General features: G+C 59.2%; 11 protein-coding genes. 7 read left to right on the top strand and 4 right to left on the bottom strand.

The genetic code is table 11. From position 1 onward, the window contains the following. The first annotated feature begins 52 nt into the window (after positions 1 to 52). The 4 genes from ACZZ0D_RS26620 (at position 53) to ACZZ0D_RS26605 (ending at position 3,445) form a co-directional block, all read left to right on the top strand. The gene (locus tag ACZZ0D_RS26620; RefSeq protein ID WP_011336297.1) at positions 53 to 1,018 is read left to right on the top strand and encodes an L-carnitine dehydrogenase; all 966 of its coding nucleotides are present in this window, start codon (positions 53 to 55) and stop codon (positions 1,016 to 1,018) included. 128 nt (positions 1,019 to 1,146) lie between these two features. Continuing rightward, the gene (locus ACZZ0D_RS26615) at positions 1,147 to 1,623 is read left to right on the top strand and encodes a thioesterase family protein (protein ID WP_463554668.1); all 477 of its coding nucleotides are present in this window, start codon (positions 1,147 to 1,149) and stop codon (positions 1,621 to 1,623) included. Between the two features lie 24 nt (positions 1,624 to 1,647). Further along, positions 1,648 to 2,811, top strand: coding sequence for a gamma-butyrobetaine dioxygenase (locus tag ACZZ0D_RS26610; RefSeq protein WP_463554667.1), 1,164 nt, complete (start codon positions 1,648 to 1,650; stop codon positions 2,809 to 2,811). Between the two features lie 370 nt (positions 2,812 to 3,181). Then, positions 3,182 to 3,445: a hypothetical protein gene (locus tag ACZZ0D_RS26605; protein ID WP_038363130.1), complete on the top strand. Its 264-nt coding sequence runs from the start codon at positions 3,182 to 3,184 to the stop codon at positions 3,443 to 3,445. A gap of 89 nt (positions 3,446 to 3,534) precedes the next feature. Here ACZZ0D_RS26605 and gbdR read toward each other — a convergent pair whose 3' ends face one another. The 3 genes from gbdR to ACZZ0D_RS26590 all read right to left on the bottom strand — a co-directional run bounded on the left by gbdR (position 3,535) and on the right by ACZZ0D_RS26590 (position 6,774). Then, entirely contained in the window at positions 3,535 to 4,638 is a 1,104-nt protein-coding gene (gbdR, locus tag ACZZ0D_RS26600; RefSeq protein ID WP_053124577.1) for a choline metabolism transcriptional regulator GbdR, read from the bottom strand. Between the two features lie 514 nt (positions 4,639 to 5,152). Next, the gene (locus ACZZ0D_RS26595) at positions 5,153 to 6,529 is read right to left on the bottom strand and encodes an L-serine ammonia-lyase (RefSeq protein WP_463554666.1); all 1,377 of its coding nucleotides are present in this window, start codon (positions 6,527 to 6,529) and stop codon (positions 5,153 to 5,155) included. 65 nt (positions 6,530 to 6,594) lie between these two features. Next, positions 6,595 to 6,774, bottom strand: a complete 180-nt coding sequence (locus ACZZ0D_RS26590) for a hypothetical protein (RefSeq protein ID WP_426618967.1) — start codon at positions 6,772 to 6,774, stop codon at positions 6,595 to 6,597. Between the two features lie 191 nt (positions 6,775 to 6,965). Between ACZZ0D_RS26590 and ACZZ0D_RS26585 the strand changes: the two genes are divergently transcribed. The 3 genes from ACZZ0D_RS26585 (at position 6,966) to choV (ending at position 10,000) form a co-directional block, all read left to right on the top strand. Beyond that, on the top strand, positions 6,966 to 7,913 hold the full coding sequence (locus ACZZ0D_RS26585) for a choline ABC transporter substrate-binding protein (RefSeq protein ID WP_212545044.1): 948 nt from the start codon (positions 6,966 to 6,968) through the stop codon (positions 7,911 to 7,913). Between the two features lie 66 nt (positions 7,914 to 7,979). Continuing rightward, positions 7,980 to 8,825, top strand: a complete 846-nt coding sequence (gene choW, locus ACZZ0D_RS26580) for a choline ABC transporter permease subunit (protein WP_008085763.1) — start codon at positions 7,980 to 7,982, stop codon at positions 8,823 to 8,825. Beyond that, positions 8,822 to 10,000: a choline ABC transporter ATP-binding protein gene (gene choV / locus ACZZ0D_RS26575; protein WP_053124583.1), complete on the top strand. Its 1,179-nt coding sequence runs from the start codon at positions 8,822 to 8,824 to the stop codon at positions 9,998 to 10,000. Before choW ends, choV begins: the two co-directional genes overlap by 4 nt. Before the next feature lie 198 nt (positions 10,001 to 10,198). Here choV and betT read toward each other — a convergent pair whose 3' ends face one another. Continuing rightward, on the bottom strand, positions 10,199 to 12,196 hold the full coding sequence (gene betT, locus ACZZ0D_RS26570) for a choline BCCT transporter BetT (protein WP_053124585.1): 1,998 nt from the start codon (positions 12,194 to 12,196) through the stop codon (positions 10,199 to 10,201). Positions 12,197 to 12,285 lie beyond the last annotated feature (89 nt).

Genomic DNA, 12,285 nt, shown 5'->3' with positions numbered 1-12,285 from the left:
CCACAAGGGCCGGTTTCACAAGGGATCACCGAACACATTCAGGAATGTCGCCATGAGCTTTATCACCGAAATCAAAACCTTCGCCGCGCTGGGCAGCGGTGTCATCGGCAGTGGCTGGGTCGCCCGTGCCCTCGCCCATGGCCTCGACGTGGTCGCTTGGGATCCGGCGCCCGGCGCTGAAGCGGCGCTGCGCAAACGCGTCGCCAATGCCTGGGGTGCGCTGGAGAAAAACGGACTGGCGCCGGGTGCTTCGCAGGATCGTCTGCGCTTTGTCGCGACCATCGAAGAATGCGTGCGCGATGCCGATTTCATTCAGGAAAGCGCTCCGGAACGGCTGGAGCTGAAACTCGATCTGCACAGCAAAATCAGCGCAGCGGCCAAGCCGAATGCGTTGATTGGTTCGAGTACATCAGGCCTGCTCCCGAGCGAGTTCTACGAGAGCTCGACACACCCTGAGCGCTGCGTGGTCGGTCACCCGTTCAACCCGGTTTATCTGTTGCCGCTGGTTGAGGTTGTTGGCGGCAAGAACACCGCGCCGGAAGCCGTGCAAGCGGCGATGAAAGTCTACGAATCCCTCGGCATGCGCCCGTTGCATGTGCGCAAGGAAGTGCCAGGATTCATCGCCGACCGCTTGCTCGAAGCGCTGTGGCGTGAGGCATTGCACCTGGTTAACGACGGTGTCGCGACCACTGGCGAGATCGACGATGCGATCCGTTTTGGCGCTGGATTGCGCTGGTCGTTTATGGGCACGTTCCTGACTTACACCTTGGCCGGCGGCGATGCGGGCATGCGCCATTTCATGTCGCAATTCGGCCCGGCGTTGCAGTTGCCGTGGACGTATCTGCCGGCGCCGGAACTGACTGATAAGTTGATTGACGATGTGGTCGATGGCACCAGTGATCAGCTCGGTCGGCACAGCATTTCGGCGCTGGAGCGCTATCGTGATGATTGCTTGCTGGCGGTGTTGGAGGCGGTGAAGACCACCAAGGAAAAGCACGGGATGAGTTTCAGCGAGTGATGTTTGCTTAGCAGTGCCGGCCTCTTCGCGAGCAAGCCCGCTCCCACAGGTGACCGCATTCCAAATGTGGGAGCGGGCTTGCTCGCGAAGACGGCCATCCAGACACCATCAATGTTGGAACAAACACCATGCCCCACCTCACCACCTACCAAACCAAAATCATCCCCGACTGGGTCGACTACAACGGCCACCTGCGCGATGCTTTCTACCTGCTGATTTTCAGCTACGCCACCGACGCCCTGATGGATCGCCTCGGCATGGACAGCAACAACCGCGAAGCCAGCGGCCACTCGCTGTTCACCCTCGAACTGCACCTCAACTATCTGCACGAAGTGAAGCTCGATACCGAGGTCGAAGTACGCACGCAAATCATCGGCCACGACAGCAAACGCCTGCACCTCTATCACAGCCTGCACAAGGTCGGTGACGATCAGGAACTGGCCGGCAACGAACAAATGCTCCTTCACGTCGACCTCGCCGGGCCACGTTCGGCACCGTTCAGCGCCGACACCTTGAGCCGTCTGCAAAGTATCGTCACCGAGCAGAAAGACCTGCCCGCTCCCGCTTACATCGGCCGCGTCATCGCGCTGCCACCCGCCCGGTAATTCCATCGATCGCAAGGAGCCGCCATGAACACCGCTGCCGCTGTTGCCGACTTCCGTACTTATCCGTTGATCAGCGCGCTAAGCGGCGTGCAGAGCCTGGCGGATCGTGTTGCCATCGAGTGGGCTGACGGCCGCGTCAGCCCGTTTCACCATGTCTGGTTACGGGACAATTGCCCGTGTCAGCAATGCGTTTACAACGTTACGCGCGAACAGGTTTTCGAGATCGTCGATGCCGCCATAGACCTGAAACCTGCCGCCTCACACATCGACACCGATGGCTGCTTACGCATCGATTGGCAGGACGGCCACCTCAGCCGTTTCGATCCGGGCTGGCTACGCGCTCACGCCTACGACGATGAATCCCGCGCGGAACGCCTGGAAGCCAAACCCAAGCCCTACCTGTGGCACAGCGATTTGCAGTTGCCGGTGTTCGAGTACGCGGCGCTGATGAACGACAACGCCGCCCTGCTGCAATGGATGCTCGCCATTCGCGACATCGGTCTGACCCAAGTACGCGGCGTACCCACCGAACCCGGTTCACTGAAACTCATCGCCCAGCGCATTTCATTCATCCGCGAGAGCAATTTCGGCGTGCTGTTCAACGTGCAATCCAAGGCTGATGCCGACAGCAATGCCTACACCGCTTTCAATCTGCCGTTGCACACCGATCTACCGACCCGTGAGCTGCAACCGGGGCTGCAATTTCTGCATTGTCTGGTGAATGACGCCGAGGGTGGCGAGAGTATTTTTGTCGATGGCTTTGCGATCGCCGATGCGTTGCGCAGTGAAGACCCGGCGTCGTTTCAGGCCCTGTGCGAAATACCGGTAGAGTTTCGCAATAAGGATCGACACAGCGACTATCGCTGCCTGGCGCCGATCATTGCTTTGGATGCATTAGGACGCGTGGCGGAGATTCGCATGGCGAACTTCTTGCGCGGGGCGTTTGATACGTCGGTGGAACAGATGCCGCTGTTGTATCGGGCATATCGGCGATTTATCGCGATGACCCGCGAGCCACGGTTTCGGCTGATGCAGCGGCTCAATCCCGGCGAGCTGTGGTGCTTTGATAATCGCCGCACGTTGCATGCGCGCAATGCGTTCGACCCGGCCACCGGGGCGCGGCATTTTCAGGGCTGCTATATCGACCGGGATGAGTTGTTGTCGCGGATCCTCGTGTTGCAGCGTTAGACCGCGTTATCGTTCTTCGCGAGCAAGCCCGCTCCCACATTGGAATGCATTTCAAATGTGGGAGCGGGCTTGCTCGCGAAGGCGTCAGATCAAACAACCCAACTCCTCTGATTCACAGCCCAAAAAAAGCCCCGACACCTGCCGTGACAGGATCGGGGCTCAAGCTACTGTTGAGGAGCTGCCGTGCGAGGGTGACCAAACCTTCGTGAAGCGAGCTTGCGCCAGTGTGCCCACTCCCCTTTCTGTCGAGTTAGCCGAAAACGACCTGTTCATAGTCGTCGCAGCCACACAGACAAAACGCCCTTGCCGTCCCCGTCCCGGCCTTACAGAATCAAGCCAAGACCTCCGTTGCCACAGAAGGATTTGCGTGATGATGTACGCCGATTTGATTGACCAGGAAGACCTGTTGGGACAGCTCAAGGCCTTGGGTTTTCAGGTGCCGAGCGGTTCAACAGCCGAGCAGGCCTGCGAGTGTGCAGTGCGGGGTCTGGATAATGTTCGCGCGTTTGAACTGCGCAAGATGGTCAAGGACATGTACACCAGCGGCGCCAGTATTCAGCCGGCAGTGCGGCAGGCGATCGACAAGCAGTTGTTGCCAGCACTCGCCGACTTCCAGCAAAGCCACAGCGCCTGACAGGCCCTCTTCGCGAGCAAGCCCGCTCCCACATTGGAATGCATTTCAAATGTGGGAGCGGGCTTGCTCGCGAAGAACGATGACTCGGTCTACAGCCTTACGCTGGCAAACGTCGATTCATTGCGCGCCTGACTCAACGCCGACATCGGCCCCGACAGCGGCGACATCACGATCGCCTGCGGCAGCGGCAGCATCGCCACTTGTTGGGTGGTATTGGAACCTACGCGTTCGTCACGCGGCGGAATGCCGAAGTATTCGCGGTAGCACTTGGAGAAGTGCGGCGTCGATACAAACCCACACACCGAAGCCACTTCGATGATCGACATCGGCGTCTGCTTGAGCAATTGCCGGGCGCGGATCAGGCGCAGCTTCAAGTAGTAACGCGACGGCGAGCAGTGCAGGTATTTCTGGAACAGCCGCTCCAGCTGTCGACGCGACACGGCCACATACACCGCCAGTTCATCCAGATCGATTGGCTCTTCCAGATTGGCTTCCATCAGCGCAACGATTTCCTGCAACTTCGGCTGATTGGTGCCGAGCATGTGCTTGAGCGGCACGCGCTGGTGATCCTGTTCGTTACGGATGCGTTCGTAGACGAACATTTCCGAGATCGCGGCGGACAGTTCACGGCCGTGATCGCGGCTGATCAGGTGCAGCATCATGTCCAGCGGCGCGGTGCCGCCGGAGCTGGTGAAACGGTTACGGTCGAGGGTGAACAAACGGGTGCTCATGGCCACGCGCGGGAAAGCTTCCTGCATCGCCGCCAGACATTCCCAGTGCACGCTGCAATCGAAACCGTCGAGCAACCCGGCGCAGGCCAGTGCCCAACTGCCGGTGCACACAGCGCCGAGGCGCTTGGACTGGCGCGCCTGGCTTTGCAGCCACGAGACGTGTTCACGGGTAACGGTGCGTTGAATGCCGATGCCGCCGCAGACAATGATGGTGTCCAGTGGCGGGGCTTTGTGCATGGAGGCGTCGGGAGTGATTTGCAGACCGTCACTGGCCCACACTTGGCCGCCATCGACGGTGAGGGTGCTCCAGCGATACAGCTCGCGACCGGACAATTGGTTGGCCATGCGCAGGGGTTCTACTGCGGAGGCCAGAGAAATCAGCGTGAAATTGTCCAGCAGCAGAAAGCCGATGGATTGAGGCGCACGGTTCTGGGGTTGGGCCCCGGAGTTGAACGACGTCATCGCGGTATCTCCTCACACAAAGCGGGTGATGGCCTCAGGCGGAGGCTCTTGTTATGGCCATCGTTCTCGCGTGGGAGACGGGCTTTGTTATGACAGAGCAATTGCCATGCCTAAAGTTGGATGGCCGTTCAATAACTCCTGAAAACGACCTGCTGAAGTGTCTATACAAGCCGTGCGACGGAAGGTGTTTCGAAGTGCCATCAGGGCGGGTGATAGCCCTGCGCAAAGGATCGTGAGCAAATCGGTAGCACTTGTGGGAACAGGGCTGAGCGCATTTGTATCGGAGTGTCACCACAGGCACGGGTGACGGGCGGTAGTAGGGTTGGTTAGGCGGCGTGGGCGAGAAAGGCGCTTATCTGATTGCGACGCGCTAAAAGGTGGCGTGATTTATTGTCGGTGTTCACTTGGTGAGCAGTTTTGACTGGTCTGGCGCCTTCGCGAGCAGGCTCACTCCTACAGGGGAACGCATTCCAATTGTAGGAGTGAGCCTGCTCGCGATAGAGGCGACTCGGTCTCAGCACTCAACCGCACTAACCGCCAACCCACCCCGCGAGGTCTCTTTATATTTGTCATGCATGTCGGCCCCGGTATCGCGCATGGTGCGGATCACCCGATCCAGCGAGATAAAGTGCTGACCATCCCCGCGCAACGCCATCTGCGCCGCGTTGATCGCTTTCACCGCGGCAATCGCATTGCGCTCGATACACGGCACTTGCACCAGCCCACCGACCGGATCGCAGGTCAGCCCCAGGTTATGCTCCAGGCCAATTTCCGCCGCGTTGCACAACTGCTCCGGCGTGGCGCCGAGAATCTCCGCCAGCCCCGCCGCTGCCATCGCGCACGCCGAACCCACTTCGCCCTGACAGCCAACCTCGGCACCGGAGATCGAAGCATTCTTCTTGCACAGAATCCCCACCGCCGCCGCACCCAGGAAGTAGTCGACCACGTTGGCGTCCGTCACCGCTTCGCTGAACTTCATAAAGTAGTGCAACACCGCCGGAATGATCCCCGCCGCGCCATTGGTCGGCGCCGTGACCATGCGCCCACCCGCCGCGTTCTCTTCATTCACCGCCAACGCAAACAGGTTGACCCACTCCATCGCGCTCAACGTTGAGCCGATTACATTAGGCTTACCCAATTCCTGCAGACTGCGATGCAACTTCGCCGCACGCCGCCGCACATTCAAACCGCCGGGCAGGATGCCTTCGTGTTTCAGCCCCTGCTCGACGCAATCCTGCATCGCCAGCCATAGCTTCATCAGGCCGGCGCGAATCTCTTCTTCACTGCGCCAGACCTTTTCGTTAGCCATCATCAATTCAGCGACGCGCAAGTTGTTCCTCTTGCACAGATCCAACAGTTCAACCGCGCTGGAAAAGTCATACGGCAATTCAGTGCGATCCAGATCGACGACACCGCTGGACGCCTGCGCTTCATCCACGACAAAACCGCCGCCAACTGAATAGTAGGTATCGCGATGCAATTCACCGTGATCGCCTTCAGCAACAATGGTCATCGCATTGGGATGGAACGGCAGGTTTTCATCGATCAGGCGCATGTCCCGCGCCCAGACAAACGGCACCGATAAACGACCGTCCAATAAAAGCGTGTGAGTTTCACGCAGTGCCTGAATGCGCGGGCCAATCTGCGCCGGGTCGATTGCGTCCGGCCACTCACCCATCAACCCCATGATCACCGCGTTGTCGCTGCCGTGACCTATACCGGTGGCCGACAGCGAACCGAACAGTTGCACCTCGATCCGCCGCACCTGTTCCAGCTGATGCTTGCCCCGCAGCGACTCGACAAACAACGCCGCCGCGCGCATCGGCCCGACAGTGTGGGAACTGGACGGGCCGATGCCGATTTTGAACAGGTCGAAAACGCTGATAGCCATTGCTGCAGAGCTCCTGAGGATGCCGGTCCGGGACGCAAAAGCGCCCGCTGGCGGAGCTGCTACGCTCAAGCTGCGATCCGCCAGAATGCCCGCATCATCAGGCTTTTGTCGGAACGCACGGCGTCTGGCACCGACGCACTCATGTCCACCAGCGCCGCGCCGTTTTCGCCCCGGTTTTCGCCGTTTTTGTGCGGTTCAGATGGCTGATCGGGGCAGAAAAAAGCTGTAAACGACGTCACCGACACTAGATACGACCATCCCTGTACTGGATACGACCCCCCCTGTAGGCGTCAGATTTTCACTGGTACATGATCGTTATGACTCGATTGCAAGGCGCCGTGGTAGAGCTGTCTCCAGAACGCCATCCAACCGCAACCTATAAGTGCGGTGGTCCACAGTCGGAACACTGCCAAAAAAAACACCAAGGAGTCCATCCATGAAAGGTTCCCCGTCGTTGTTATTGGCCGCCATGCTGAGTCTGCCGTTACTGGCGCAAGCTGCAGAACCGGCGCAGTGCAGTACCGTGAATTTCTCCGATGTCGGCTGGACTGACATCACCGCGACCACCGCGACCACTTCCGTTGTTCTCAACGCCCTCGGCTACAAGACCAAGACCACCATGATCTCCGTGCCCGTGACCTACAAGTCGCTGGCGGACGGCAAGAACATGGACGTGTTCCTCGGTAACTGGATGCCGACCATGGAGAACGACATCAAGGCCTACCGCGACGCCGGTACCGTGGAAACCGTGCGCACCAACCTCAAGGGCGCCAAGTACACCCTCGCCGTGCCGCAAGCCCTGTATGACAAAGGTCTGCACGACTTCGCCGACATCGCCAAATTCAAGAAAGAACTCGACGGCAAGATCTACGGGATCGAGCCTGGCAACGACGGCAACCGTCTGATCCAGAGCATGATCGAGAAGGACGCTTTCGGCCTGAAAACCGCCGGTTTCAAAGTCGTCGAATCGTCGGAAGCGGGCATGCTCTCGCAGGTTGATCGCGCGCAAAAACGCGACACCGCCGTGGTCTTCCTCGGCTGGGCGCCGCACCCGATGAACAAGCGCTTCAAGATTCAATACCTGACCGGTGGCGATGATTTCTTCGGCCCCGATTTCGGTGCGGCAACCGTGGCGACCAACACCCGCAAGGGTTACGCCGAGGAATGCAGCAACGTCGGTCAGTTGCTGAAAAACCTGGAGTTCAACGTCGACATGGAAAGCGAACTGATGGGCAACATCCTCGACGACAAGATGAAGCCCGACGCGGCCGCCAAGGCCTGGCTGAAAAAGAATCCACAGGTGCTCGATACCTGGCTCGCTGGCGTGACCACCATTGACGGTAAACCTGGCCTGGAGGCCGTGAAAGCCAAGCTGAATCAGTAATCGCTTATGCCGGGGGAGCTTGCTCCCTCGGGCTGTTTATTTCCTCGCATGCGGACGTTCACTACCATGCTGATTGATCAGAAAATACCTTTAGGCCAGTACATCGCGGGCTTCGTTGAATGGTTGACGCAACACGGCGCCAACACCTTCGACGCAATCGCCGTGACACTGGAAACGATGATCCACGGCGTGACGTTTGCGCTCACCTGGTTCAACCCTTTTGTCTTGATCGGCCTCATCGCCCTGCTCGCGCACTTCATCCAGCGCAAATGGGGATTGACCGTTTTCGTCATCGCTTCCTTTCTGCTGATCCTCAATCTGGGGTACTGGCAGGAAACCATGGAAACCCTCGCCCAGGTGCTGTTCGCGACCCTGGTCTGCGTGGTCATCGGCGTGCCGTTGGGCATCGTCGCCGCGCACAAACCGATGTTCTACACGTTAATGCGTCCGGTACTCGATCTGATGCAGACCGTACCGACCTTCGTTTACCTCATTCCTACCCTGACCCTCTTCGGGCTGGGTGTGGTGCCGGGCCTGATCTCCACGGTGGTGTTCGCCATCGCTGCGCCGATCCGCCTGACCTACCTGGGCATCCGCGATGTCCCGCAAGAACTGATGGACGCCGGCAAAGCCTTCGGCTGCTCGCGTCGCCAATTGCTCTCACGGATCGAACTGCCTCACGCCATGCCGAGCATCGCTGCCGGCATCACCCAGTGCATCATGCTGTCGCTGTCGATGGTGGTGATCGCCGCACTGGTGGGCGCCGACGGACTCGGCAAACCGGTGGTCAACGCACTGAACACTGCTGATATCGCCCTGGGCTTCGAAGCAGGCCTGGCGATCGTACTGCTGGCGATCATGCTCGACCGTATCTGCAAACAACCCGACGCCAAAGTAGGGGGTGACGCATGAGCATAATTCGCTTCGAAGACGTAGACGTAATCTTCTCCAAGGATCCACGCGAGGCGCTCAAGCTGCTCGATCAGGGCATGACCCGCAACGAGATCCTGAAGAAAACCGGGCAGATCGTCGGCGTAGAAAAAGCCACGCTGGACGTCAACAAGGGCGAAATCTGCGTGCTGATGGGCCTGTCCGGTTCGGGCAAGTCGAGCCTGCTGCGCTGCATCAACGGCCTCAACACCGTGAGCCGCGGCAAGCTGTTCGTCGAGCATGAAGGCAAGCAGATCGACATCGCCTCGTGCACCCCGGCCGAACTGAAAATGATGCGCACCCAACGCATCGCCATGGTCTTCCAGAAGTTCGCGCTGATGCCGTGGCTGACGGTGCGCGAAAACATCAGCTTCGGTCTGGAAATGCAGGGCCGTCCGGAGAAAGAACGGCGCAAACTGGTCGACGACAAACTCGAACTGGTCGGCCTGACGCAATGGCGCAACAAGAAGCCTGACGAACTCTCTGGCGGTATGCAGCAGCGCGTTGGTCTGGCGCGGGCGCTGGCGATGGACGCCGATATTTTGCTGATGGACGAACCGTTCTCGGCACTCGACCCGCTGATCCGTCAGGGTCTGCAAGATGAGTTGTTGGAGCTGCAACGCAAGTTGAGCAAGACCATTGTGTTCGTGAGTCACGACCTTGATGAAGCACTGAAACTCGGCAGCCGCATCGCGATCATGAAAGACGGCCGGATCATTCAGTACAGCGTGCCGGAAGAGATCGTGCTCAACCCGGCGGACGACTATGTGCGGACATTCGTGGCGCACACCAATCCGCTCAACGTGCTGTGCGGCCGCAGCCTGATGCGCACGCTGGACAACTGCAAACGCATCAATGGTTCGGTGTGTCTGGATCCGGGCGGCGATTCGTGGCTGGATCTGGCTGAGGGCAACACCATCAAGGGTGCGCGGCAGAATGGTTCGGTGCTGAATTTGCAGAACTGGGCACCGGGGCAAGCGGTGGAAGGGCTGGAGCGTAAGCCGACGCTGGTGGATTCGAACATCGGCATGCGTGACGCGTTGCAGATTCGTTATCAGACCGGCAACAAACTGGTGCTGCACGATAACAATCATGTGGTGGGGATCTTGGGCGACAGCGAGTTGTATCACGCGTTGCTGGGCAAGAACCTGGGGTAAGAACCCCGGAGACAAAAACGCCGCGAGAGGATCGCGGCGTTTTTGTTTATCAGCATATCGGGCTAACGCCTTTGCGGCTGATGGCCCTTTCGCGAGCAAGCCCGCTCCCACAGTTGAAATGTATTCCAATGTGGGAGCGGGCTTGCTCGCGAAGAAGGCAACGCGGTGTCTCAGACAGAAACACCGCGCTCATGCGGTTTAGCTATACACCCGGCCAAGGAGCTGCCGATGGCTTTCAAACTGATCGAGCACATCCCGCGTGATCTGATCCTGCGTGAAGCCCATCAGGTCGTAATCCTGGCTGCCGTTGTGCAAATACACTTCAGCACGGTAGTAACGCTGGCGTGCTTCGTCGGACTGCGCCGATTCAGTCGGCGTCGCCAGATAACCGTCCAGGCTGACTTCGTAAACGAAAGGGTTGCCCTCTTCCATCTCGACGCGCACGCCCATGCAACGCTTGGATTTACCCAGCAGCGTCTGCACTGTCAGACCCTGCGCACGCATCTGCGCGGTGGCGTCTTCCAGCGCCGGGCTGACTTGTTTGTCCATGAAACGCTGCACCACCGATTGGCTCGGCTGCAGATCGAGTTGTGTCAGACGCTCGCTGAAACCACGACGACCACGCTCCGCCAGTTGCGCTTGCTCCTGTTCGATCTGCACGTCCTGGCGCATCGCCTTGTGCAGGCCGAACATGAAGAACACCAACACCACCGAGAACGGCAGACCGGCCAGCACCACCATGGTTTGCATGGCTTCGAAGTTACCGGCGAACAGCAGGCCGATGGTCACCAGGGTGATCACGGCCGACCAGAAAATCCGCAGCCAGTGCGGCGCATCTTCGTCGACGTTGCCGCCCTTGCAGGACAGGTTCGCCATCATCACCGCGCCAGAATCGGCCGGGGTCAGGAACAGCACGAAGCCAACAAAGATCGACACACCGATGACGATTTTCGACGCCGGGTAATGCTCAAGCATTTGGTAGATCGCCATCGACGGCTGTTCCAGCGCCGTCTTGCCGAGCTCAACCGCTCCTTGGTTGATCACCAGATCCAGCGCCGAGTTACCGAAGATCGACAGCCAGGCCAAAGTGAAGCCCAGCGGAATCAGCAGTACGCCAGCCACCAGTTCACGCACGGTGCGACCACGGGAAATACGCGCGATAAACATGCCGACGAATGGCGCCCAGGAAATCCACCAGGCCCAGTAGAACAGAGTCCACAGGCCCATCCAGCGTTCGGTTTTTTCGGCGCTGCCTTCGTACACGTAGAGGTCGAAAGTTTTCAGCACGATGCCGTTGAGGTAATCGCCGATGTTCTGCACGAAGCCGTTGAGCAGGTGCAAGGTCGGGCCGAACAACAGCACGAAAATCAGCAGACCGCTGAACAGCACGATGTTCAGGTTGGACAGACGACGAATGCCGTTTTCCACGCCGGACACGGCAGCGATGGTCGCTACGGTACTCATCACGATGATCACGATCAGCAGGTTGGTGTTGCTGTGTTCCATGCCGAACAGGTTTTCCAGGCCCGACGACACTTGCAGCGAACCAATCCCCAGGTTCGTCACCAGACCGAGCAGCGTTACGAACATGCCGAAGCCGTCCACCGCGTGACCGGCCGCGCCTTTGACCCAACGCTCGCCGACCAGCGGATACAGCGCCGAACGCAACGCCAGCGGCTGGTTATGACGGTAAGCAAAATACGCCACGGCCAGACCGACCAGTGCGTAGATCGCCCAGCCGTGCAGGCCCCAGTGCAGGAACGTCAGTTGCACCGCCTGACGCGCAGCCATGTTGGTGGCCGAAGCGCCTTCCGGCGGATTGAAATAGTGATCCAGCGGCTCGGACGCGCCGAAGTACAGCAGCGAAATACCGATACCCGACGAGAACAGCATCCCCGCCCAGGCGCCGTAACTGAAATCCGGGGTGTCGTCCTTGCTGCCCAGTTTGAGTTTGCCGTACGAGGAAAACGCCAGACCGACGACAAAGACCAGATAGGCGGCGATCACCACCATGTAGTACCAGCCGAAGCTGCGCGACAACCAGGCCTGAGCGATACCCAACAGTCTGCCGGCCTCTTGCGGGGCGATAATCAGAATGGCGGTCAACAACAGAATCAGCGCGGTAGAGGTGTAAAACACCCAACCGTTGACCGTCACCTTCTCGGGCGGGGTCTTTATTAGCGAGGCAGAACTCATGGCACAAATGCTCCAGGCAGTGCGAGAGAAGAACACAAGGCAACACGGCACCCGACTAATCGGTTAGTTGGCAGCCGACCGACGGGTGA

The sequence above is a fragment of the Pseudomonas sp. AC193 genome (assembly GCF_979258075.1).
This window is presented reverse-complemented; position numbering and strand designations above follow the sequence as displayed.